This window comes from Pantoea agglomerans (assembly GCF_021397715.1).
Classification (GTDB): Bacteria; Pseudomonadota; Gammaproteobacteria; order Enterobacterales; family Enterobacteriaceae; genus Pantoea; species Pantoea astica.
The window spans coordinates 816,458-839,925 of record NZ_CP090207.1 but is presented as its reverse complement, the minus strand read 5'-3'; the positions used below and the strand labels follow the sequence as shown (position 1 = coordinate 839,925).

Here is a 23,468-nt window from a genome sequence, read left to right as displayed (position 1 = left end):
CCTGAGAGGCCGCAATTCGTCGTTCCGCGCTCTGCCCGCAGCAAAATTTCTGATCTCGTCTACACTTCTTTTCGCCTTTTCTGACAACAAAATGTTAACGATTACAATTTGAAACGCTTTGTTTATCTGCTATTTAGGATTTACTCTACGTAGTTATTCTGCTGAAAATGCGTTATTTTCAGCGTCGTCTGATAGCCAATAAATAGAGCCTTGTCAGAAACTTAATGAGTGCTATACCTCACTGGTTAATTAACCTTTCCGGGCAAAAAATGCTGAATTTCAGGGTTTCAGCGTGTGTAAACGATTACACTGATGTGATCGGACTCACTTTTTTCGCGCAAAGAGTTTTTTAACATTGATAAAAACAATGATGGATAAACCTGGAGGCTAAAATGCCTGGCAATACACACAAAAGCAGAACATCAAATAAGGCGATGACCTTATTTGTCTGCTTTCTGGCGGCCCTCGCGGGACTGCTGTTCGGTCTGGATATCGGCGTTATTGCCGGTGCTCTGCCGTTTATCGCAAAAGACTTTAACGTAACCGCCCATCAACAGGAGTGGATCGTCAGTTCTATGATGTTTGGTGCCGCGGTGGGTGCTATCGGTAGCGGCTGGATGTCCTCCCGCCTCGGCCGTAAAAAGAGCCTGATGGCCGGCGCGATTCTGTTCGTGATTGGTTCACTCTGGTCTGCCATGTCACCTAACCCTGAAATGCTGATCAGCGCCCGCGTCCTGCTGGGTCTGGCTGTCGGTATCGCCTCTTACACCGCCCCGCTTTATCTTTCAGAAATTGCACCCGAAAAAATTCGCGGCAGTATGATTTCGCTTTATCAGCTGATGATCACCATCGGTATTCTGGGCGCTTACCTCTCCGATACCGCGTTCAGCTTTACCGGCAACTGGCGCTGGATGCTGGGCATCATCACCATTCCGGCACTGCTGCTGCTGGTCGGCGTCTTCTTCCTGCCAAACAGCCCGCGCTGGCTGGCGGCACGAGGCAACTTCCGCGATGCACAACGGGTACTGGATCGTCTGCGTGACACCAGCGAACAGGCAAAACGTGAGCTGGATGAGATTCGTGAAAGCCTGAAGATCAAGCAGTCTGGCTGGGGTCTGTTTACCAGCAGCAGCCACTTCCGTCGTGCGGTCTACCTCGGCATTCTGTTGCAGGTGATGCAGCAGTTTACCGGCATGAACGTCATCATGTATTACGCACCGAAGATCTTTGAAATCGCAGGCTTCACCAATACCACTGAGCAGATGTGGGGCACGGTGATTGTCGGTCTGATCAACGTACTGGCGACCTTTATCGCTATCGGTCTGGTCGATCGCTGGGGCCGTAAACCGACGCTGATTCTTGGCTTTATGGTGATGGCAGCCGGTATGGGCGTGCTGGGTACCATGCTGCATTTCGGCATTCACTCGCAGGGCGCACAGTACTTCGCCGTGGGTATGCTGCTGATGTTTATCATCGGTTTTGCGATGTCAGCCGGCCCGCTGATCTGGGTTCTGTGTTCCGAAATTCAGCCGCTGAAAGGCCGCGACTTCGGTATCACCGTTTCCACTACCACCAACTGGATCGCTAACATGATCGTGGGTGCGACCTTCCTGACGATGCTGAACACGCTGGGCAACGCTAATACCTTCTGGGTCTATGCGCTGCTGAACCTGTTCTTCATTCTGCTGACAGTGATGCTGATCCCTGAGACTAAAAACGTCTCGCTGGAGCACATCGAACGTAACCTGATGGCCGGTAAAAAACTGCGCGACATCGGTTCACAGAATTAATTATCAGGCGTAAAAAAAACGGCGGGGTTTCTCTGGAAACCCCGCCGTTTTTATTTGTTCATCTGCTCAACTCAGACCTGTCGTTGCGGCACCGGTAGCCGTATACAGCAGAGGGCCAGCACCATAATGAAAACAGTCGCGGTCTGGTTATAGGGCAGCACCGAATCGGTCAGCCCGGCGACAAACAGCGCCACCAGCGGCAGCGCAACGCCGCGCAGATCGCAGCGCTTCACTCCCCCCGCCAGAGCCACCAGATAGAGCAACGCCAGCGACAAAGCGCCCAGCCAGCCCTGTAACGTGGTGACCTCAAGGAACTCGTTGTGCATGTTGTATTTAACGTTGGTATAGCCTTCCACATTATTCGGGTAGTGCGCGCTGATAAACTGGCGAGCCTGAGTCGTGCGCTCATCCGGCGTCGAAAAACCGCCATGATGCTGAATAAAGTTGACCGCCCCGCCCCAGATTGCCACCCGTGCGCCCAGCGAGGTCGAGCTGTTGGAACCGAAGTTCTCAATATCCTGCACCCCTTCCACCCAGCGGTTGCTGGTCATCAGCACCAGCACTGCCAGCAATCCCACCACCAGCGCGCTGATGCGCCAGTTGGTTAGCATCGACAGGCGATAGGTCTGCAGCAGGAACAGCAATCCGACCGCCACCAGAGCGATAAGCGTCACGCGGGTGCCGCAGAGATAGAGCAACGCGAAGGTGACGATTAACACCGCCACATCAGCCATCTTCCAGTAAGCATGGGTCTCAAAACGACTCAGCCAGAGCCAGGCGCAGTAGATAAACAGAATCATATAAGAGGACATGGAGGCTGCTTCGGTGGTGAGCTTGATCCGCACGTTGGCGGTATAGAGATGCTCATAGATGCCGAAGCCCAGCGTGATCAGCAGGCCAATCAGGATTAAAACTTTCCCGGCCCTGAGCGTTTTGAGTGACACCAGCTGACCATAAACGGCCAGGCTCAACAGCACAAATGCGCCAAGCAACAGCCGTTTTGCGCCAAGCAGATAGTTGCTGATGGTCGTGATACTGTCGGTTGAGGGTGCCGTTTCAATCCCTTTGACCTGCATCGCCCAGACCAACCGGATCAGCGTAAAGAGTATCAGCGCAATAAACAGCGCGATAAAAAAGCGGTGCTGCTGAAAGTCTATTTTTCTGCGCACCAGGCCATACAGAATGGAGGCTACCGACAGGTAGGAGACAACGTAGAATATTTTTTGCGGCAGGCCGGTGACAAACATGTTGATGGCCAGCGCCAGGCAGAGTGCGATGACAGAAAAATTCACCGCTAAGGATAATCCGTTAAGTTCGCGCTTATTCGTCATGCTTAACCCCGGAGAGGCGGTTAAGCACTTCCTTGAGATGCTTCATATAATTCTCCTCATAAAAACCGGTGATGCTCTGTTTAATAGTCTGTTGATCGGGAAAATGAAACGCCCCGCTCATGGCGTTGAGAATGGCAGCCAGCGCCACGCTGTCGTTTTTTTCGTACAGTTGACCATTGATGCCCGGCCTGATGATTTCCGCCGGGCCACTGACGCAGTCAGACGAGACGCAATAGACGCCGCGCGACATCGCCTCCAGCAGAATCAGCGGGAAGCCTTCGAAGTTTGAGGTCATCACCAGAGAGGTGACCTCGCCGATCTGGCGGGTTACATAATCCCAGGCATTCTCCTGCCAGCCATGCCAGGTGATGCGATCCTGCATCCCCAATTGCGTGACATAATCCTGGCAGCGCGCCAGATCTTCGCCGTCGCCGATAATCTCCAGCGTCCACGGTGCCTCAACCCGCCGGAGCGCATCGAACAGATCTTTAAGCTGCTTCTGCCGTTCAAAATGAACCCGACCGATGTAGAGAAATTTAAGCGCTGATGGCCGACCAATTACGTCAGCCTGGCGCTTCACCGGGTTGTAGATCACATCGATATCCGTCGCCTTCGCGCCCAGCTCGATCAGTTGCTGCCTGATCTGCTGACTGATAGCAAAGTGGTGATCGGCGCGCAGCAGATAGTGAGGACGGTAACGTTCACGCGGTGGCAGATGCATCCAGCTCGACAACACGATTTTTCGGCCGGAGAGCGTGATCGCCCGGCGCGTCATCAGGCAGGGAATAGTGTTTAAGGTCAGGACGTGATCGGGTTGATAGCGGCGAAAAAAAGCCGCCATTCGCAGCGTATGAATGAAGTTCTTAATTTTTTTATTGCGCAGCGTGCAGACGCTTTCCTGTAACACGGCGTTAGCGGTCCAGTCGCGAGAGTCGCTCTGTTCGCCGCTATTGATGATAAACAGCCCGGCCTCCGTTTCCGGATCGGCATTCAGCGCCGTAATCAACTGCCGGGTCACGTTCTCCATCCCACCGCGTCCGGCCATCAAATCTGTCACCAGCACAATCCGTTGTTTCTTTAAGTTATTATTATCTTTCATCGCTTTATCCGTGCCCTGTGCCCTTCACCCGACATCCATTCACTCTGCGGAGAATGTTAACAATAGAATATTCTAAATAGGAGCATAACAATATTTAAACCAGAATGATTACCCGGCTGGCGATGGTGCGCGCTGTCACGCCAGCGGCAGCATCGCGCGCGCTTTACCCGCTTTCGGGGGTTCAGAGGGCAAAACGCTCAGCCAGGCCTTTTATGCGAGGTTTATCCTGGGCGGTTGAGTTCCCGCCCGTCGCCGATTATTCTGAGCGCCATGAAAACGCCTCGCCTCCCTATTGCACTGCAACAAGCCGTGATGCGCGCGCTGCGCCAGGCGCTGACGCGCGCCAATCAGGCACTCAAAACGGACTATCCCGAACCGACACTGCTCTATCAGCAGCGCGGCACCGCGGCCGGTACCGCCTGGCTGGAACCCTGGGAGATCCGCATCAATCCGGTGTTACTGCTGGAAAATCAGCAGGCGTTCATTGATGAAGTGATTCCGCATGAACTGGCGCATCTGCTGGTGTGGAAGAAATTCGGTCGCGTAGCGCCGCACGGCAAGGAGTGGAAGTGGATGATGGAGCAGGTGCTGGGCGTGCCGGCACGGCGTACCCATCAGTTTGAGGTGCAGTCGGTACGCAGCCGCACCTTTGCTTACCGCTGCCAGTGCCAGCAGCACCAGCTGACGGTCCGTCGTCACAATCGCGTGCTGCGCGGTGAGAGCGAATATCGCTGCGTTCACTGCGGCAGCCTGCTGAAAGCTGGCGAGTTTGTCCCCGCCTGAGCAGGATTCCCATTCCGCCCTATTCCGCATTCTGTTACCCTGCCGCCCTTTTTAAAGCACTGAGTAGAAATCTGGAATATGTCTCGCATAATTAGTCTGGCCGCTGCGCTGTTATGGGTTCCTTTTGCGGCTGACGCCCTGAATCTGAATAACTATCACCAGAACAACTTTCAACAGGCCAAGGCCTTTGCGGCAGAAATCAACGCGGATGCGCCCGGCTCCTTTTACTGCGGCTGTAAAATTAGCTGGCAGGGGAAAAAAGGCGTACCTGACCTGAACAGCTGCGGCTATCAGGCGCGTAAAAACGCCAATCGCGCTTCACGTATTGAATGGGAACACGTTATGCCCGCCTGGGAGTTTGGTCACCAGCGTCAATGCTGGCAAAACGGCGGCCGTAAAAACTGCAGCAAAGATCCCGACTATCGTCGCATCGAAACCGATCTGCACAACCTGCAACCGGCTGTTGGCGAAGTCAATGGCGACCGCGGCAACTTCGCCTACAGTCAATGGAACGGCAGTGAAAAGCAGTATGGTCAGTGTGAGATGAAGGTGGATTTTAAACTCAAACAGGCGGAGCCACCCGCACGGGCGCGCGGTGCCATTGCCCGTACCTATTTCTATATGCGTGACCAGTATCATCTGCGGATTTCGCGCCAGCAAACTCAGCTGTTTACCGCCTGGGATAAGCTCTATCCGGTGACGAAATGGGAGTGCGAACGTGACCAGCGTATCGCGCGGGTACAGGGGAATCACAATCCTTATGTGCAGCAGGCTTGCCAGCGCTAAAAAGCCTGCCCTAAACTAGCTCTTTTCCCGATGACGCCGTGTCATTCCACACGGCGCTTAGTTCTCAGGAACCTTATGCGCATACCTCGCATCTATCACGCCGGGCCGTTGAGCGTTGGCAGTGACATTACGCTGGATGAAGATGCATCCAATCACGTTGGCCGGGTGCTTCGTATGACGCCTGGACAGCATCTGGAACTCTTTGATGGCACTAATCTGACTTTTGCAGCAGAGATCACGCATGTTGATAAAAAGCGTGTAAAAGTATCGGTCACAGAGAGCCAGCCGGACGATCGCGAGTCACCGCTGCACCTGCATCTGGGTCAGGTGATGTCGCGCGGTGAGAAGATGGAGTTTACTATCCAGAAATCGATTGAGCTGGGGGTGAACGTCATTACGCCGCTGTTTTCCGAGCGCTGTGGTGTAAAGCTGGACGCTGAACGCCTGGCTAAAAAAATTCAGCAGTGGCAGAAGATTGCCATTGCCGCCTGCGAGCAGTGCGGCCGTAATCGCGTGCCGGAAATTCGTCAGGCGATGACGCTGGAAGCCTGGTGCGCTGAGGCGGAGAGCGGACTGAAGCTGAATCTGCATCCGCGCGCCAGCCACAGTATTAATACGCTACCGCAGCCGGTTGAACGGGTGCGGCTGCTGATTGGCCCTGAAGGCGGGCTCTCCGCTGACGAGATCGCCATGACGGCGCAGCACGATTTTACTGACATCCTGCTTGGCCCACGGGTTTTACGTACCGAAACCACCGCGCTGACCGCCATTACGGCACTTCAGGTGAGGTTTGGCGACCTGGGTTAAGCGATACTTCCAGCGGGCCGTCACCGACGCCCGCCATCTGGCGTGCTGACTAAGCGCCCACTGCTGACCGAACGAGACGAGACGGTAACCGCCGCCTCCCTGAGGAGATAATAATGATTAAACTTGGCATCGTGATGGACCCTATTTCGTCCATCAATATTAAAAAAGACACCAGCTTCGCCATGTTGCTGGAAGCACAGCGCCGTGGTTACGAGATTCACTACATGGAGATGCACGATCTCTCCCTGCGCGGTGGCGTCGCCTCTGCCCGCACTCGTCTGTTAACCGTCGAGCAGAATCCCGATAACTGGTATCAGTTTGGCAGCGAGCAGGAGATCCCGCTGGCTGACCTGAACGTGATACTGATGCGCAAAGATCCGCCGTTCGATACTGAATTTATCTATGCGACCTATATTCTGGAGCGCGCAGAAGAGCTGGGTACGCTGATCGTTAACAAACCGCAGAGCCTGCGCGACTGTAACGAAAAGCTCTATACCGCCTGGTTTGCTGAGTTCACGCCGGATACGCTGGTGACCCGCAGCAAAGAGAAACTGCGCGCCTTCTGGCAGGAGCACGGCGACATCATCATGAAGCCGCTGGATGGCATGGGTGGCGCCTCGATTTTCCGGGTGAAGAAAGACGATCCGAACTTTGGCGTTATCACGGAAACCCTGACCGAGCATGAAAGCCGGTTCTGCATGGCGCAGAACTATATTCCGGCGATCAAAGATGGCGACAAACGCGTGCTGGTGGTGGATGGCGAGCCGGTGCCTTACTGCCTGGCCCGTATTCCACAGGGCGGCGAAACCCGCGGTAACCTCGCGGCCGGTGGACGCGGCGAAGCCCGTCCGCTGAGCGAGAGCGACTGGGAAATCGCCCGTCGTGTCGGCCCGACTCTGAAAGCGAAAGGGCTGATTTTTGTCGGACTGGACATCATCGGTGATAAACTGACAGAAGTTAACGTGACCAGCCCGACCTGCGTGCGTGAAATTGAGGCGGCTTTCCCGATTTCCATCACCGGCATGTTGATGGATGCCATTGAGAAGCGCCTGGGCTGAGCATGACGCCGGGGCCATGCTCCGAGATCAACCCAATACCGGTGCGGCCGTCGCGTGCCGGTTATTTTTTTGGTACATCGTGTGAGAATGAATTTACAGCATCACTTTTTGATCGCCATGCCTTCACTGCAGGACCCTTTCTTCAAACGTTCCGTGGTTTATCTCTGCGAACATAACGAAGAAGGCGCAATGGGTCTGATCATCAATAAACCGATGGAAAACCTGACGGTTGAAGGCATTCTGAAGAAGCTTAAAATCTCTGCCGACGATCGCGATCCGGCGATCAAACTGGATAAACCGGTGTTTACCGGCGGTCCGCTGGCGGAAGATCGCGGCTTTATTCTGCATTCGGCTCAACGCACCTTTACCTCCAGCATCCGTATTTCAGACAATACGGTTATCACCACTTCCCGCGACGTACTGGAGTCGATTGGTACTGCCTCTCAGCCCAGCAACGTACTGGTGGCGCTGGGTTACTGTGCCTGGGAAAAGGATCAGCTGGAGAATGAGCTGATGGAAAATGCCTGGCTGACCACGCCCGCTAACAGCAATATTCTGTTCCAGACGCCGATTTCAGAGCGCTGGCGCGAAGCGGCGCGCAGTATTGGCGTCGATATACACAACATGGCCAGCGACGCCGGACACGCCTGATGTCAACACAAACTCTGTTAGGTTTCGACTTCGGCACCAAAAGTATTGGTGTCGCGGTAGGTCAGCAACTGACCGGCACCGCCCGCCCGCTGACGGCGCTTAAAGCGCAGGATGGCACACCGGACTGGCTGCAGATTGAAAAGCTGCTGAAAGAATGGCAGCCCGATTTCGTGGTGGTGGGTTTACCGCTGAATATGGACGGCACCGAACAGCCGCTGACCGCCCGCGCGCGCAAATTTGCTAACCGGCTGCACGGCCGCTTCGGCATCCGGGTCGAACTGCAGGATGAGCGCCTCAGCACGGTCGAAGCCCGCGCCGGACTGTTTGAACGCGGCGGCTACCGCGCGTTAAACAAAGGCTCGGTGGATTCACAATCTGCCGCCATCATTCTGCAGGACTGGTTCGAGAACCACTACTGAAGCCACCCTTCGGCCTGGCGGGCCAGCCGGCTCTGCTCGAAGGTCTGCATTCCGGCCTGCGCGCCGGTTTGCAGCAGCGCCGGGATCTGGTGCATCTTGCCTTCGCGGATCAGGTTCACAATCGCGGGCGTTGCCACCAGCACTTCGAACAGGCCAATACGTTTCTGGTCGATAGACGGCACCAGCCGCTGGGCAATCACCGCTTTCAGACTGCCCGCCAGCTGGCTGCGCACCAGCTGTTTCTCTTCTGCCGGAAAGACATCGACCAGCCGATCAACCGCCTGCACCGCACCACGGGTATGCAGCGTCGCCAGCACCAGATGGCCGGTCTCCGCCGCGGTCAGTGCCTGACGGATGGTGTCGCTGTCGCGCAGTTCGCCCAGCAGAATCACATCCGGATCTTCGCGAAGCGCCGCCTTTACTCCAAGGCTGAACGAGGCGCAGTGCAGGCCAATTTCACGCTGCTGAATCAGTGACTGCTGGCTGTGATGGATAAACTCAATCGGATCTTCCAGCGTAATAATGTGCCGCGCCTGCTGGCGATTCAGCGCATCCACCAGCGCTGCCAGCGTGGTAGACTTGCCGCTGCCGGTGGCGCCGGTGACCAGAATCAGCCCATCCTGAAGCGTCAGCAGGGCCAGCACGCCTGGCGGCAGCCGCAGGCTCTCCAGCGTCGGACACTGCCCGGCGATGATGCGCAGCGCCAGCGACAGGCCGTTACGCTGCAGGAACAGGCTGGCACGCAGCCGCTGACCGTTTACCAGCGTCAGGGCAAAATCGAGCTGCCCGTCGCACTCCAGCTGCTGACGCTGCAGGTTATCGAGCCATTGGGTGACAAACTGTTCCATCCACGCTGACGGCAGCCTGGCCTGCTGCGGGATCGCCTCCAGCTTTCCCTGACGTCGCCAGTAGGGCAAATGTCCGCTGCAAAGGTGCAGATCGGCGGCATTATGCTTTACACTAAGCGCCACCATTTCATCCAGATTCATGATTTCTCCTGACTATGACCTCAATCCAGCACAACCTACAGCAAGTGCGGCAACGAATCGCCGCCGCCGCCGCGCGTTGCGGCCGCGCGCCAGAAGAAATTACGCTGCTTGCAGTCAGTAAAACCAAACCTGCGAGCGCGGTCGAAGAAGCCGCCGCAGCCGGTCAGATCGCCTTTGGTGAAAATTACGTTCAGGAAGGGGTTGAAAAGGTTCAGGCACTGGCCGCACATCCTCAGCTGGAGTGGCACTTCATTGGCCCGCTGCAGTCGAACAAAAGTCGCCTGGTAGCGGAAAACTTTGACTGGTGCCACACCATTGACCGTCAGCGCATTGCACAGCGGCTCAACGATCAGCGTCCCGCGACGCTGCCGCCGCTGAATGTGTTAATTCAGGTAAATATCAGTGACGAGAACAGCAAATCTGGCATCATGCTGGATGCTGTTTCCGGGCTGGCGCAGCAGATCGCTGCGCTGCCGCAGCTTCGGCTGCGTGGGCTGATGGCCATACCGGCAGCGGAAAGCGATTATGACCGGCAACTGGCGGTGTGCCAGCAGATGGCTGAAGCCTTCCGGCAGTTGCAGCAGGACTATCCCGCTATCGATACGCTCTCGCTGGGAATGAGCGATGACATGGAGGCGGCAATCGCCGCAGGCAGTACGATGGTGCGCATCGGCACCGCCATTTTTGGCGCTCGCGACGCTGCGCGCAACTCACAACAATAATAGAGGAACTTCATGTTAACAATGACGTTTTTAGTAAAAACGCTGATCGATCTCTACGTCATGGTGCTGCTGTTACGCATCTGGATGCAGTGGGCGCGCTGCGATTTTTATAACCCGCTGGCACAGTTCGTGGTGAAAGTGACGCAGCCCATCATCAAGCCGCTGCGTCGCGTACTCCCGGCGCTCGGCCCGATCGATACCGCCTCGCTGCTGCTGGCGTTTGTGCTGACCACGCTGAAATATCCGATTCTGCTGCTGATTCAGGTCGGGGTGTTCTCCGTCGATCCGACCAACCTGCTGGTCGGTCTGCTCTCGCTGGTTAAATCCGCCGGCTATCTGGTGTTCTGGGTCATCATCATCCGCTCACTGATGAGCTGGATCAGTCAGGGTCGCGGCCCGATTGATTACGTGCTGATTCAGCTGACCGAACCGCTGATGGCACCGATTCGCCGCGTGCTGCCCGCGATGGGCGGCATCGATTTCTCCGCCATGATCGTTATTCTGGTGCTGTATGCCCTGAACTTTCTCGGCATGGACCTGTTCCCGGGTCTCTGGTATTTGCTGTAAATGAACCAAACTGGAACTGTTATGCAAAAAGTTGTCCTCGCCACCGGTAATCCCGGCAAGGTGCGTGAACTGGCGGATCTGCTCTCCGCCTTCGGCCTGGATATTGTCGCCCAGACCGAACTTGGGGTGGAATCGGCTGAAGAAACCGGCCTGACCTTTATTGAGAACGCCATTCTCAAAGCACGTCATGCGGCGAAGATCACCGGTTTACCGGCCATCGCGGATGATTCCGGGCTGGCGGTGGATGCGCTGGGCGGCGCGCCGGGTATCTACTCCGCGCGTTACGCCGGTGAAGAAGCCAGCGATCAGCAGAATCTGGAGAAACTGCTGCAGGCGCTGGAAAACGTGCCTGACGGCCAGCGTCAGGCGCAGTTTCACTGCGTGCTGGTCTATCTGCGTCACGCCGACGATCCGACGCCGCTGGTGTTCCACGGTAGCTGGCAGGGTGAGATCACCCGTGCGGCGGCTGGCGCTGGTGGCTTTGGTTACGACCCGATTTTCTTCGTGCCGGCGCTGGGTAAAACCGCTGCCGAACTGAGCAAAGCGGAAAAAGGCGAGGTTTCTCACCGGGGTAAAGCATTGACGCTGTTGCTGGAAGCGATGCGTAATGCCTAATCTGCCGCCGTTAAGTCTGTATATCCACATTCCGTGGTGCGTACAGAAGTGTCCCTACTGTGATTTTAACTCCCATGCGCTGAAAGATGAGGTGCCGCACGTTGAATACGTGCAGCACCTGCTGCGCGATCTGGATCAGGACTTACCGCTGATCGCTGACCGTGAGGTGCGCACCATTTTCATCGGCGGCGGCACGCCCAGCCTGCTGAGCGGCAGTGCGATGCAGTTGCTGATGGATGGCGTACGTTCACGCCTGCCGCTGGCGGCGGGTGCAGAGATCACCATGGAAGCGAATCCGGGTACCGTTGAAGCGGACCGCTTCAGCGCCTATCAGCGTGCCGGTATTAACCGGATCTCGATTGGCGTCCAGAGTTTCAGCCCGCAAAAGCTGCAGCGACTGGGTCGTATTCACGGTCCGGACGAGGCGAAGCGTGCCGCGAAGCTGGCCGAGGGATTACAGCTGCGCAGCTTTAACCTCGACCTGATGCACGGCCTGCCCGATCAGTCGCTGGACGAAGCGCTTGACGATCTGCGTCAGGCGATCGCGCTTAATCCGCCGCATCTCTCCTGGTATCAGCTGACCATTGAACCCAACACGCTGTTTGGTTCACGACCGCCGGTGCTGCCGGATGATGATGCGCTGTGGGATATTTACGAGCAGGGTCATCAGCTGCTGAGCGCTGCCGGCTATCAGCAGTATGAAACATCCGCCTATGCGAAGCCGGGTTACCGCTGTGAACATAACCTCAACTACTGGCGCTTCGGGGATTATCTCGGCATCGGTTGTGGTGCGCACGGCAAACTGACCCAGCCCGATGGTCGTATCGTCAGGACGGTGAAGACCCGTCATCCGCGTGGCTTTATGCAGGGTAATTATCGCGAAAAGCAGTATGACGTGGCCGACATCGACAAGCCGTTTGAATACTTTATGAATCGCTTCCGGCTGCTGGAAGCCGCGCCGCGCAGTGAATTTACCCGTTATACCGGTTTGCCGGAACAGGTGATCCGCCCGCAGATGGAGGCGGCGATTGCGGCAGGTTATGTGGTGGAAACGGCTGAAGAGTGGCAGATCAGTGAGAAAGGGAAACTGTTCCTCAATTCGCTGTTAGAGCTGTTTTTACCGGAAGAGTAAGAGGTACGCCTCAGCCTGCGGGCTGAGGCGTCAGATTATTTGTTCAGACCGGCAACCAACCCTTTGCGCTGATCTTCTAACGAAATGACGCGGTTACAGACTTCGTGACCGAAGTTCTGGAAATCCTGCTCCTGCTTGCTCCACTCCGCCTGAATCGACTGCTGCAAACCGCCCAGATTACCCATAATGGCCTGCAGCGGATTACTGCCGCCGCTCGCCTGCTGACTGCCCATCTCGTTCAGGCTGTCCTGCATCACGCCACCCAGCGTTGACTGCACCAGCCGCTCGCCGTCGGCACGCACAGTGTCGATCGCCTGATGATGGAAGGTCAGGCCATCCGGCCGGTGTTCAATGATGCGGTTCATCTGCTGTTTCAGCTGACCGTTCAGGGTAGTCAGGCGATTGCGAACGTTACTGTTCTCGCCCAGCTTCTCAACAATCACCCGATCCAGTGCCGCGCGTCCTTTTTCCAGCCGCGAGGTGGCACCGCTGTCGATCCACGGCAGATCGCGCCGTAAAGCCGTTTGATAGTCGATGGCTTTCTGGCGACCGGCACTGTCCAGCGACACCTTCTGGCCGTTGAACTGCACCTCGCCCTGCGGGGTAATCTGCAGATTGCCATTAGCGCCCACCACCTGCACGCTTTGCGGCGTGATCACCACATCATCCTGTGGCTTAACGCTGCATTCATAGGCCGCCTGAGCCTGGGTCGCTGCCACCAGCAGCACAGCAAGAAGCGCTTTACGCATCATAGAATCTCCCTTATCTACTGTCTGAACGATCCTGAAGGGCCGGGCTGCGCTGCAGTGAGAGATCATTTCTCCCCTGTTGCGCAGCCCGGCGTCGTGTTACTTAGTCCCACCAGACATCAAACAGTTCAGTCACCTGCACATCCTGCACCTTGCGGTCTTCCAGCCATTTACGCACCAGTTCACGATGCTCATCGGTGCATTTACCGGTTTTTTGCAGGCAGATCAGACCTTCCCACACCAGGTAACCGCTGCCATCAAAGGCCAGACCGTTAGGATCGATCGCTTCGTTGATGAACTGGTTCAGCGTCTCATCAATTTCGCTCTCGCTGGTCCCTTCCGGGAAGCGCCAGGCCACCGAGAAACCGAGTTCCTGAAACTCATCAATGTGCAATTTTTTACGTAAACGGCGGCTGCGTTGTGTGGCCATTATTTCACCCTCTCAAACATTAAATCCCATACGCCGTGGCCTAAACGCTGCCCGCGCTGCTCAAACTTGGTCAGTGGACGCGTCTCGGGACGCGGCACGTAATTCTGCTGTTCTGACTGGTTGCGGAAGCCATCGATGCTGTTCATCACTTCCAGCATATGTTCAGCGTAGGCTTCCCAGTCGGTTGCCATGTGGAATACGCCGCCCAGCTTCAGCTTACGCATCACCAGCTCGGCAAACGGCACCTGGACGATACGACGTTTATTGTGACGGGCTTTATGCCAGGGATCGGGGAAGAACAGCTGGACCATACGCAGCGAGTTATCCGGGATCATCTTCTCCAGCACTTCCACCGCGTCGTGACACATCACGCGCAGGTTATCGACGCCCGCTTCTTTAGCGGAAGCCAGGCAGGCACCCACGCCCGGCAGGTGGACTTCAATGCCGAGGAAATTCTGGTGTGGTGTATTTTGCGCCATGGTGACCAGCGAAGCGCCCATGCCAAAGCCAATTTCCAGTGTGACCGGCGCGTCACGTCCAAACAGCTGGGGCAGATCGATCGGCTCCGGCTGATATTCCACTCCCATCTCTGGCCAGTATGTATCAACAGCCTGCTGCTGCCCTTTGGTTAAGCGGCCCTGGCGGCGTACAAAACTGCGGATCCGGCGCAATGGCCGCCCGTTCTCATCAAATTCTGGGGTGATGACGTCATTAATCATGTCGAAGCCTGCTGGTTAGCCTGTTCTGGGAAACGGGCATTATGCAAAGTTCATAAGCAGAAGCAAGCCTTTGCAATCTTCCGGTTTACACCCAGGTGCGCATGTGCTGGAATTCCTGCCTGAGTGTAGAGTAAACACGGAAAATTTCCTTCTTATGATGCAAGCGCCGCAGTTCGCGCAACAAGTGCTGGACTGGTATCAGCGCTTTGGCCGCAAAACCCTGCCCTGGCAGCTGGAAAAAACGCCTTATAAGGTGTGGCTGTCCGAAGTGATGTTACAGCAAACCCAGGTTGCCACGGTTATTCCCTACTTTGAACGCTTTATGGCGCGCTTCCCCACGGTGGGCGATCTGGCGGCTGCGCCGCTGGATGAAGTGCTGCATCTGTGGACCGGTCTGGGCTATTACGCCAGGGCGCGTAATCTGCACAAGGCGGCAAAGCAGATTGTTGAGGTTCACCAGGGCGAGTTCCCGCAGAATTTCGATGAGGTTGCCGCCCTGCCCGGCGTCGGACGCTCCACCGCTGGCGCGGTGTTATCACTGTCACTGGGTCAGCACTTCCCGATTCTCGACGGCAACGTCAAGCGCGTGCTGGCGCGGTGCTACGCCGTTGGCGGCTGGCCGGGCAAGAAAGAGGTTGAGAAGCGCTTATGGCAGATCAGCGAAACCGTAACGCCCGCCGTGGGCGTCAGCCAGTTTAATCAGGCGATGATGGATCTGGGCGCTATCGTCTGCACCCGCTCGAAACCGAAATGCGATATCTGTCCGCTGAACAACGGTTGCGAAGCCTATGCTCATCACAGCTGGGCCAGCTATCCCGGTAAAAAACCGAAGCAGGTATTACCGGAACGCAGCGGCTGGTTCCTGATGATGCAACATGGCGATCAGGTCTGGCTGGAGCAGCGTCCCCCGGTCGGACTGTGGGGCGGCCTGTTCTGCTTCCCGCAGTTCACCAGCGAAGCCGCACTGACTGACTGGTTGATTGCTCGCGGTATCCACGCCCAACCACAGCAGCTGACCGCTTTCCGCCACACCTTCAGCCATTTCCATCTGGACATTGTGCCTATGTGGCTGGCGTGGCCTTCTGTCGGGGCGGCGATGGATGAAGCGGGCGGTCTCTGGTATAACTTAGCGCTGCCACCATCTGTGGGATTAGCCGCGCCGGTTGAGCGCCTGTTACACGAATTGCGCCATCCCCAACAACTGGCTTTGGACAGTTGTGAGATCAATGAGGAAGAATCATGAGCCGCACCATTTTTTGTACTTTTTTACAACGCGACGCGGAAGGGCAGGATTTTCAGCTCTATCCTGGCGATCTGGGCAAGCGTATTTACAACGAGATTTCGAAAGAAGCCTGGCAGAAATGGATGGCGAAACAGACCATGTTGATCAATGAGAAGAAGCTCAACATGATGAATCCGGAAGATCGTAAGGTGCTGGAGAAGGAGATGATCAATTTCCTGTTTGAAGGCAAAGACGTTCATATCGAAGGCTATACACCGCCAGAAGCGTAAACATTTGGGCCTCTGCGTTGAGGCTCGTTATCCCGATCAGGCATGCACTCCCAATGAATAAAAAATTGATCGCCCTGCTGGTGGTGGCACCACTTCTGGTTTCCTGCTCCGGACAAAAAAAACAGCAGTTTCATGAAGATTGGGTAAAAGACACCAACGGTTTCGATATTCTGATGGGCCAGTTTGCCCATAATATTGAGAATATCTGGGGTATTAATGAGGTCCTGATCGCCGGACCTAAAGATTACGTCAAATATAGCGACAACTATTACACCCGCAGCCACATCAACTTCGAAAGCGGTAAGCTGACGATTGAGACCATTGCCGGTACCGATCCGATGGCCAGCCTGCGCCAGGCGATTGTGACCACGTTGCTGATTGGTGAAGATCCGGGCAACGTCGATCTCTATTCCGACGCCAACGATATTGTGATCAGCAAAGAGCCGCTGCTTTACGGTCAGGTGCTGGACAATACCGGCCAGCCGATCCGCTGGCAGGGTCGCGCCGAGGCCTTTGCAGATTACCTGATCCAGAATAAATTGCAGCGCCGCACCTCGGGCCTGCATGTGATCTACTCGATCTCGATTCCGATGGTGCCGAACCATCTGGATAAGCGTGCGCACAAATATCTGCCGATGGTGCGTAAAGCGTCGGAACAGTATGGTGTGGACGCCTCACTGATTCTGGCGATTATGCAGACCGAGTCGAGCTTCAACCCCTATGCGGTGAGCCACGCCGATGCGCTGGGCCTGATGCAGGTGGTGCAGCATACCGCCGGGGTCGACGTGTTCCGCATGAAAGGCAAATGGGGCAAACCGAGCCGCAGCTATCTGCTTGATCCAGAGAACAATATCGACGCCGGTACGGCTTATCTGTCGCTGTTGCAGCGCAGCTATCTGGGCGGCATTCAGGATCCGGTATCACGTCGCTATGCGGTGATCACCGCTTATAACGGCGGTGCCGGCAGCGTATTGCGGGTCTTCTCCAGTGATAAAGATCGGGCGTTTTCGATGATCAACAGCATGTCACCGAACAAGGTTTATCAGACCCTGACCAGCCAGCATCCTTCGGCGGAGTCACGTCGTTATCTCTATAAGGTGAGTACCGCGCAGCGTAGTTATCGTGGGTTTTGATGTTTCGCTTCGCAGCGGTGGAGTGTTTCGCCTGGCAGCAGGCTGGGTCAGGTAACGCATGGCTGCGGGCTGACAAAGAGTGAGGTTTCGTCCGCCAGGCGTTGGGGAGTTTCAGTTTGCCCGAGCGGGCGGACGCGTTAAGGGGCGGACGCCCGCCCCTTAACAATCCCGGCGTCCGGCTGCTTTCGCGCCACGCTGCGCGCGGTCCCTTCGTCATTCCCTGCGGCCGATGGACCGTCCGGACTCGCCGTCCCTGGCGAGGCCGTCCTTTCGCCGACGTCCTGTCGGCTCTTCCTGGCCTTCGCTCACTCCTCAGCGCTTCGGACGCCTCGGGTAAAACCCCGTCTGTGGTATCTCTGTTTTTTAATGGTCCGGTGTCGTCTGGGGGTTGGTGTAATGACGCCTGGCGGCGGGCTGGGGCTGGATGTTTTCTTTTTTCTCACGACAACGGCCCTGAAAAACCAGCAGCACCGACAGTCATTGTGCTCAGACATACAGCGACGAAGAACTCACCAGGAAACGCAGAAATAACAGCGAGGGGTTGGGAGGCCGTCTGAAGCGCTGAGCGGATGAGGGATTTCAGGACGAGCGACAGGGATGTCGCGAAGAGGCGGGGCCGCGCCAGGGATGGCGCGTCCCGGCCGGTCCGTGAGAAATCTGGAAGAAGCGAAGGGACCGCGAAGCGGCGGTGAAGCAGGCCGGAGCCCGGGGTCAAGGGGGCGCGGCGACTGGCGCCCCCTTGTCGGTCGCCGGCAGCGGCGAAGCTGAAACTGCCGCAGCCAGCCGGCGAACGAAACCTGCTCATAGCCCGTTCGCGCAGCGAACCCCACCAGCCGCCAGCCAACCAGCGAACGAAACCCGCTCCCAGCCCGTTCGCGCAGCGAACAACAAGGTCCGGCGGGCCGCCACCCGCCTCTGCCCACGCTCAGATCAGCGCCCCACCATCATATTGGCCACCAGATACTTACGCCCTGCGGCATCCTCTTCGGTGTAAACGCCCTGCAACTCCGGCGAAAAGCCCGGCAGTAAATTCACTCCCTCTTCCAGCGCCAGGAAATAGCGCTGCACCGCGCCGCCCCACACTTCACCCGGCACCACGCAGAGGACGCCTGGCGGATAAGGCAGCGCGCCTTCCGCAGCGACACGGCCTTCGGCTTCGGCGATCGGCACCAGTTCCACCTCTCCGCGAATATACGCCTGATGCGCATCCTGCGGATTCACCGCCACCGGCGGCAAGCCCGCCTCGCGGAACATCATTCGTTGCAGGCCCTTCACATCGTGACTGACGTAGAGATCGTGCATCTCCTGGCACAGGCGACGCAGGGTATATCCGGCATAACGCTGGGCATTCTTGCGGTAAATGGTCGGCAGCACTTCCGCCAGCGGCGCATCCTCTTTCACATGCTGTTCAAACTGCGCCAGCATCGCCACCAGATTGGCCATTTTTTCCGGCGTCTCGGCAGGCGTCAGCAGGAACAGGATCGAATTAAGATCGCACTTCTCCGGCACGATACCGTTCTCACGCAGATAGTTAGCCAGAATGGTGGCAGGAATACCAAAGTCGGCATAGTCACCGCTCGCCGCATCAATGCCCGGCGTGGTCAGCAGCAGCTTGCAGGGATCGACCCGATACTGGTCGCGGGCATAACCCGCAAAGCCGTGCCAGTTTGCCTGCGGTTCAAAGCTGAAATAGCGCAGATCACGGGCGATGGTTTCCGTTGCTGCCGCCTGCCAGGGCTGGCCTCCGACCGTCTCCGGCACAAACGGCAGGATCATGTCGCATCGCTCAAGGATCGCTTTGCGTGCCTCGATCCCCAGCGTGACGCACTCATCCCACATCCGCCGTCCCGCCTCGCCCTGATGCATACGCGCGTTGATATCCAGCGCGGCGAACAGCGGATAGAACGGACTGGTTGAGGCGTGCAGCATAAAGGCGTTATTCAGGCGTTTATGCGGGCAAAAGCGCCGCTGCCCGCGAATGTGGTTGTCTTTTTTATGAATCTGCGAGGTTTGCGAAAAGCCCGCCAGCTGCTTGTGCACCGACTGGGTGACAAAAATGCCGGGATCGTTTTCATTCAGCGTCAGGGTCAGCGGCGAACACCCTTCCATCAGCGGGATGAACTGCTCATAGCCGAGCCAGGCCGAATCGAACAGGATGTAATCGCACAGGTGACCAATGCGGTCCACCACCTGACGCGCGTTATAAACGGTACCGTCATAGGTGCCCAGCTGGATAATCGCCAGACGAAAAGGACGTGCTTCCGTGGCGCGCTGTGGCGCCACCTTGCCGATCTGCTCGCGCAGATAGGCTTCATCGAAACAGTGCGCATCAATGCCGCCGATAAAGCCAAAGGGGTTGCGCGCCGCTTCCAGATAGACCGGCGTCGCACCCGCCTGAATCAGTGCGCCATGATGGTTCGACTTATGGTTGTTGCGGTCAAACAGCACCAGGTCTCCGCGTGTTAACAGCGCGTTGGTCACCACTTTATTGGCGCTGGAGGTGCCGTTCAGCACGAAGTAGGTTTTATCGGCGTTAAACACTTTCGCCGCATACTTCTGTGCATCTTTCGCCGAGCCTTCGTGGATCAGCAGATCCCCCAGTTTGACGTCGGCGTTGCACATATCGGAACGGAACACATTCTCGCCGTAAAAATCGAAGAACTGTTTACCCGCCGGATGCTTTTTGAAGAAGGCCCCGCCCTGATGTCCCGGACAGGCGAAGGTGCTGTTTTGCATATCCACATAGCGGGTCAGCGTCTCGAAAAAGGGTGGCAGCAGCGCCGCTTCATAGGCCTGAGCAGCAGCTTCCAGCGCCAGCCAGTCCTGCGGATCACCATTCAGCTCACCGCTGACGCCAGGCAGATGCATCACCTCTTCTTCAAACGCGTTGGCGACAAATACCGGCAGGTTAAAGCCGGTATGGCGTAACAGGGCCAGCACGCCACTGCGGCTATCCGCCAGTGAGACAACGACCGCCGCGACGTCGGTAAAGTCGGTGTTATCCAGCGTGACCACATCGCGCGTGGTGTTAAGGGTCAGGTTGGGCGCCACCGCGGCGCTGGCAGCAATTTTAAGTGGAGTCATAAGGCAAATCCCTAACGTCAGGGGCTGAGTGCCAGAGGCACAGCAATGGGGAGATCTCCCCGGCGAATAGTGTCAGATAGCATCATGCGGCCGCGTGCAGCCGCTGGCTGGCCTCACCGCATGGCGATCAGGAAGGTGTTCAGCAGGACGGAACAGAATCGGGCGTAAGCCGCAAAAAACGAACGGTAACCAGGGCGAGTGCGCGGTAAACCGGACATGGCAACGTCCTCTGAAAGAGATAAGCAGGTTCAAAAAGTGGCGGTCATAATGTCATCTTTTTTTGACGCGAACAAGCCGCGCGCGTCAATTAAATAGTCAAACCCACACATAATTAAATCATTGATTTTAATAACTAAAAACAAATAACAATCATATTATCCGATTAATTATCTGAATTATATGCAGATTTATGCACGAAGTTCATTCCCGTCCCGATCAGGATTTACGCCGTTTCACGATCGATGCGAGCGACAGCGCGCAGCTTAGCGACCCTATCCCTACCGCAATCCGTCAGTCAGGCGTAAACTTATTCCCCTCTTTCCTATTTTGCCGGAGGCTGCATGTTCAAGGCACTGGTCATTGAAAATGACGAACAGGGTTACCGTTCTTTGCTGAAAGATCTTCCCGAATCACAACTGCCCGATCACGATGTCACTCTCGACGTCAGCTACTCCTCCCTTAACTACAAAGATGCGCTGGCGATCTGCAATAAAGGGCCGATTGTGCGTCACTTCCCGATGGTGCCGGGTATCGATTTTGTTGGACGGGTTACCGCCAGCCGCCATCCCGACTGGCAGCAGGATGATGTCGCCCTGCTCACCGGCTGGGGCGTGGGTGAAAAACAGTGGGGTGGCCTGGCGCAGAAAGCCAACGTGAGCGGCGACTGGCTGGTCGAAGTGCCCGCCACGCTCAGCCCGTTGCAAACCATGGCGATTGGCACTGCGGGTCTGACCGCCATGCTGTGTGTGATGGCGCTGGAAAAACAGGGCATCACGCCGGATCGCGGTCCGGTGCTGGTCACCGGTGCCAGTGGCGGTGTGGGTAGCTTTAGCGTCAGCCTGCTGGCCCGCCTCGGCTATCAGGTGGTGGCCTCCAGCGGACGCGCCAGCGATCACGCTTATCTGCTTGATACGCTGGGCGCGGCCTCGGTGATCGATCGCAACGAACTCTCGCAGTCCGGTAAGCCATTAATGAAAGAGCGCTGGGCGGCGGCGGTAGACAGTGTCGGCAGTCATACGCTGGCGAATGTGCTGGCCGCAACCCAGCGCGATGGTGCGGTCGCCGCCTGTGGAATGGCGCAGGGACTGGATCTGCCGACCAGCGTGGCACCCTTTATTTTGCGCGGCATTACGCTGGCTGGCGTGGATAGCGTGATGTGCCCGATCCCGCTGCGCCAGCAAGCCTGGCAACGGCTCGGAGAATTACTCGATAGCGATCTGCTGAGCCAGCTGACGCAGGTAATTCCGCTAAGTGAAGCCCGGCAAGGGGCTCAGGACCTGCTGGAAGGCAAAGTCCGCGGGCGGCTGATTGTTGACTGTCGTTAACACAATGACGGTGCCCGGACTCGGGAAGATTCAGGTTCGATACCTTCTGAATTTATCGTAATGACATCTGCGTTACATGCGTTGTATACTTAATATCCACTGAAACACAAGAGGACAACTCCATGCCAGCCACAAACAGTATGGCGATGAAACGCGAAACTCTGAACCTGCGCATTAAGCCCGCCGAGCGCGAACTTATCGATCGGGCGGCGAAAGCCAGAGGGAAAAACCGCACTGACTTTGTGCTGGAGGCCGCCCGCGCCGCAGCAGAAGAGGCGCTGATCGAGCAGCGCATCATTATGGCCGATCCGCAGGCTTATCAGGAATTTCTGACTCGTCTGGATCAGGCTCCTTCGCCTAATGCTGCACTGCGTAAAACCATGCAGACTCCTGCTCCGTGGGAGCAGGAAAAGTGATCTCTGCCCCTGAGCCGCTTCACGCCGGGCATATTCTTACCCCGTTTTGTTGCGGCGTGGATTCTATGGATAACTGGCTGAAACAGCGGGCGATGAAGAAGCAGCTTTCTGGCGCGTCCCGCACGTTTGTCTGCTGCGACGATGCTAAGGTAATGGCTTACTACTCGCTAGCTTCCAGCGCTGTGACGACGAATACTGCGCCTGGCCACTTCCGCCGCAATATGCCTGACCCGATTCCAGTTGTGGTATTGGGACGTCTGGCGGTGGATAAATCTCTGCATGGGAAGGGCGTCGGACGGGCGCTGATGCGGGATGCCGGGCTGCGGGTGATTCAGGTGGCAGAGACTATCGGCATTCGCGGGATGCTGGTTCACGCCCTGTCGGATGAAGCGCGGGAGTTTTACCTGCGGGTGGGGTTTGAGCCGTCGCCCATTGACCCGATGATGCTGATGGTGACGCTGGGGGATTTAGTTCATGCCTGATTGCTATTCCGGGCTGGAGAAAAAATATTAATATGGTTATTTTCTGAATCACCTTAATTACACAGCACCTGGTTCATATGCTATAAATTTTCTTGCAGCCAGGCTTATAACGCCTCTGCCTGAACAACGTTAATATTATTTTAACAGGGCGAACAGCTTAACCACCCGTAAATTTGTCTACTAATCTATAAATGGATAAATTTAATTTCGTAATTATCCACGGTCTCACTCCAGTTTAGCAGTGCACAATATTCACTGTATTTTTTATTTAAAATCAATAGCTTAATTCAACCACCAATCTCCCCTCTTGTATCACATCTATCAGGTATTTTCTCTCTTAAACGACGCATATCCTTAATGCAATAGTAGGGGTGATTATATCTATACTCTCTATTCAGCCAGGTGCTGACATCAGCAAAACAGGCTAAAGTATCAAAATCACCTGCATCAGGACATTTTTCTTTTGGAAGTGTTTTCTAAAAGTCGATGCCAGGTTCAATTTGGGTTGAGAACCTTTTTACAATATTAAAAGTGGTTATTCCCAATTGCTTTCAATGCCTCATTCTGACCCTGATTTTCCGGATACGTAGGGATAAATCAAAACGCATCCGGAAATATTTCTACGCTAACTCAATCAATTACAAACAGAT

Annotated in this window: 24 protein-coding genes; 17 read left to right on the top strand and 7 right to left on the bottom strand. The window is 56.1% G+C overall.

Translation table 11 applies throughout. From position 1 onward, the window contains the following. Nucleotides 1-392: 392 nt before the first annotated feature. Entirely contained in the window at nucleotides 393-1,790 is a 1,398-nt protein-coding gene (locus LZU96_RS04105) for a sugar porter family MFS transporter (protein ID WP_233987177.1), read from the top strand. A gap of 71 nt (nucleotides 1,791-1,861) precedes the next feature. Here the strand turns inward: LZU96_RS04105 and LZU96_RS04100 are convergent, their stop codons facing one another. Both LZU96_RS04100 and LZU96_RS04095 read right to left on the bottom strand, forming a co-directional pair. Beyond that, nucleotides 1,862-3,121, bottom strand: coding sequence for an O-antigen ligase family protein (locus LZU96_RS04100; protein ID WP_233987176.1), 1,260 nt, complete (start codon nucleotides 3,119-3,121; stop codon nucleotides 1,862-1,864). Then, the gene (locus LZU96_RS04095; protein ID WP_233987175.1) at nucleotides 3,111-4,220 is read right to left on the bottom strand and encodes a glycosyltransferase; all 1,110 of its coding nucleotides are present in this window, start codon (nucleotides 4,218-4,220) and stop codon (nucleotides 3,111-3,113) included. The genes LZU96_RS04100 and LZU96_RS04095 overlap by 11 nt, the downstream gene beginning before the upstream one ends. A gap of 270 nt (nucleotides 4,221-4,490) precedes the next feature. Here LZU96_RS04095 and LZU96_RS04090 point away from each other — a divergent pair, with 270 nt between their 5' ends. From LZU96_RS04090 to ruvX, 6 genes are all read left to right on the top strand, one after another. Beyond that, the gene (locus tag LZU96_RS04090) at nucleotides 4,491-5,003 is read left to right on the top strand and encodes a SprT family zinc-dependent metalloprotease (RefSeq protein ID WP_233987174.1); all 513 of its coding nucleotides are present in this window, start codon (nucleotides 4,491-4,493) and stop codon (nucleotides 5,001-5,003) included. 78 nt (nucleotides 5,004-5,081) lie between these two features. After that, nucleotides 5,082-5,789 (top strand): deoxyribonuclease I, encoded by a 708-nt coding sequence (gene endA / locus LZU96_RS04085; protein ID WP_233987173.1) that lies wholly within the window; start codon nucleotides 5,082-5,084, stop codon nucleotides 5,787-5,789. Between the two features lie 75 nt (nucleotides 5,790-5,864). Next, a complete protein-coding gene (gene rsmE / locus LZU96_RS04080; RefSeq protein WP_233987172.1) occupies nucleotides 5,865-6,596 on the top strand; it encodes a 16S rRNA (uracil(1498)-N(3))-methyltransferase in 732 nt (243 codons plus the stop codon). Between the two features lie 113 nt (nucleotides 6,597-6,709). Then, nucleotides 6,710-7,654 carry a glutathione synthase gene (gene gshB, locus LZU96_RS04075; RefSeq protein ID WP_233987171.1) on the top strand — a complete coding sequence of 315 codons (945 nt, stop codon included), beginning with the start codon at nucleotides 6,710-6,712 and terminating at the stop codon, nucleotides 7,652-7,654. An 87-nt stretch (nucleotides 7,655-7,741) separates the two neighbouring features. After that, nucleotides 7,742-8,305 (top strand): YqgE/AlgH family protein, encoded by a 564-nt coding sequence (locus LZU96_RS04070; protein WP_233987170.1) that lies wholly within the window; start codon nucleotides 7,742-7,744, stop codon nucleotides 8,303-8,305. Next, nucleotides 8,305-8,724 carry a Holliday junction resolvase RuvX gene (gene ruvX / locus LZU96_RS04065; RefSeq protein ID WP_094120694.1) on the top strand — a complete coding sequence of 140 codons (420 nt, stop codon included), beginning with the start codon at nucleotides 8,305-8,307 and terminating at the stop codon, nucleotides 8,722-8,724. Before LZU96_RS04070 ends, ruvX begins: the two co-directional genes overlap by 1 nt. Here ruvX and LZU96_RS04060 read toward each other — a convergent pair. Continuing rightward, the gene (locus LZU96_RS04060) at nucleotides 8,718-9,713 is read right to left on the bottom strand and encodes a type IV pilus twitching motility protein PilT (RefSeq protein WP_233987169.1); all 996 of its coding nucleotides are present in this window, start codon (nucleotides 9,711-9,713) and stop codon (nucleotides 8,718-8,720) included. The genes ruvX and LZU96_RS04060 overlap by 7 nt on opposite strands. 14 nt (nucleotides 9,714-9,727) lie before the next feature. On the opposite strand from LZU96_RS04060, the gene LZU96_RS04055 reads away from it, so the two are divergent. The 4 genes from LZU96_RS04055 to hemW are packed head-to-tail and all read left to right on the top strand — an operon-like array spanning nucleotide 9,728 to nucleotide 12,749. Next, on the top strand, nucleotides 9,728-10,435 hold the full coding sequence (locus tag LZU96_RS04055) for a YggS family pyridoxal phosphate-dependent enzyme (protein WP_233987168.1): 708 nt from the start codon (nucleotides 9,728-9,730) through the stop codon (nucleotides 10,433-10,435). Between the two features lie 12 nt (nucleotides 10,436-10,447). Beyond that, nucleotides 10,448-11,002, top strand: coding sequence for a YggT family protein (locus tag LZU96_RS04050; RefSeq protein ID WP_094120697.1), 555 nt, complete (start codon nucleotides 10,448-10,450; stop codon nucleotides 11,000-11,002). A 21-nt stretch (nucleotides 11,003-11,023) separates the two neighbouring features. Next, on the top strand, nucleotides 11,024-11,617 hold the full coding sequence (locus LZU96_RS04045; RefSeq protein WP_233987167.1) for an XTP/dITP diphosphatase: 594 nt from the start codon (nucleotides 11,024-11,026) through the stop codon (nucleotides 11,615-11,617). After that, nucleotides 11,610-12,749 carry a radical SAM family heme chaperone HemW gene (gene hemW / locus LZU96_RS04040; RefSeq protein WP_233987166.1) on the top strand — a complete coding sequence of 380 codons (1,140 nt, stop codon included), beginning with the start codon at nucleotides 11,610-11,612 and terminating at the stop codon, nucleotides 12,747-12,749. The genes LZU96_RS04045 and hemW overlap by 8 nt, the downstream gene beginning before the upstream one ends. A 35-nt stretch (nucleotides 12,750-12,784) precedes the next feature. Here the strand turns inward: hemW and LZU96_RS04035 are convergent, their stop codons facing one another. The 3 genes from LZU96_RS04035 to trmB form a co-directional block, all read right to left on the bottom strand. After that, nucleotides 12,785-13,501, bottom strand: coding sequence for a DUF2884 domain-containing protein (locus tag LZU96_RS04035; protein ID WP_233987165.1), 717 nt, complete (start codon nucleotides 13,499-13,501; stop codon nucleotides 12,785-12,787). A 100-nt stretch (nucleotides 13,502-13,601) separates the two neighbouring features. Beyond that, nucleotides 13,602-13,928: a YggL family protein gene (locus LZU96_RS04030; protein WP_233987164.1), complete on the bottom strand. Its 327-nt coding sequence runs from the start codon at nucleotides 13,926-13,928 to the stop codon at nucleotides 13,602-13,604. Further along, entirely contained in the window at nucleotides 13,928-14,647 is a 720-nt protein-coding gene (trmB, locus tag LZU96_RS04025; RefSeq protein WP_233987163.1) for a tRNA (guanosine(46)-N7)-methyltransferase TrmB, read from the bottom strand. Before trmB ends, LZU96_RS04030 begins: the two co-directional genes overlap by 1 nt. Nucleotides 14,648-14,801: 154 nt before the next feature. Here trmB and mutY point away from each other — a divergent pair, with 154 nt between their 5' ends. Genes mutY through mltC form a run of 3 tightly spaced genes read left to right on the top strand, consistent with a single transcriptional unit; the run spans nucleotide 14,802 to nucleotide 17,292 of the window. Beyond that, a complete protein-coding gene (mutY, locus tag LZU96_RS04020; protein WP_233987162.1) occupies nucleotides 14,802-15,890 on the top strand; it encodes an A/G-specific adenine glycosylase in 1,089 nt (362 codons plus the stop codon). Next, nucleotides 15,887-16,159: an oxidative damage protection protein gene (locus tag LZU96_RS04015; RefSeq protein ID WP_128086611.1), complete on the top strand. Its 273-nt coding sequence runs from the start codon at nucleotides 15,887-15,889 to the stop codon at nucleotides 16,157-16,159. Before mutY ends, LZU96_RS04015 begins: the two co-directional genes overlap by 4 nt. A 53-nt stretch (nucleotides 16,160-16,212) precedes the next feature. Continuing rightward, on the top strand, nucleotides 16,213-17,292 hold the full coding sequence (gene mltC / locus LZU96_RS04010; RefSeq protein WP_233987161.1) for a membrane-bound lytic murein transglycosylase MltC: 1,080 nt from the start codon (nucleotides 16,213-16,215) through the stop codon (nucleotides 17,290-17,292). 930 nt (nucleotides 17,293-18,222) lie between these two features. Here mltC and LZU96_RS04005 read toward each other — a convergent pair. Beyond that, nucleotides 18,223-20,376, bottom strand: a complete 2,154-nt coding sequence (locus tag LZU96_RS04005) for an ornithine decarboxylase (RefSeq protein ID WP_233987160.1) — start codon at nucleotides 20,374-20,376, stop codon at nucleotides 18,223-18,225. Nucleotides 20,377-20,936: 560 nt separating this feature from the next. On the opposite strand from LZU96_RS04005, the gene LZU96_RS04000 reads away from it, so the two are divergent. From LZU96_RS04000 to LZU96_RS03990, 3 genes are all read left to right on the top strand, one after another. Next, the gene (locus LZU96_RS04000) at nucleotides 20,937-21,920 is read left to right on the top strand and encodes an MDR family oxidoreductase (protein ID WP_233987159.1); all 984 of its coding nucleotides are present in this window, start codon (nucleotides 20,937-20,939) and stop codon (nucleotides 21,918-21,920) included. A gap of 122 nt (nucleotides 21,921-22,042) precedes the next feature. Next, entirely contained in the window at nucleotides 22,043-22,336 is a 294-nt protein-coding gene (locus tag LZU96_RS03995; protein WP_233987158.1) for a DUF1778 domain-containing protein, read from the top strand. Beyond that, entirely contained in the window at nucleotides 22,333-22,818 is a 486-nt protein-coding gene (locus LZU96_RS03990; protein ID WP_233987157.1) for a GNAT family N-acetyltransferase, read from the top strand. Before LZU96_RS03995 ends, LZU96_RS03990 begins: the two co-directional genes overlap by 4 nt. Nucleotides 22,819-23,468 lie beyond the last annotated feature (650 nt).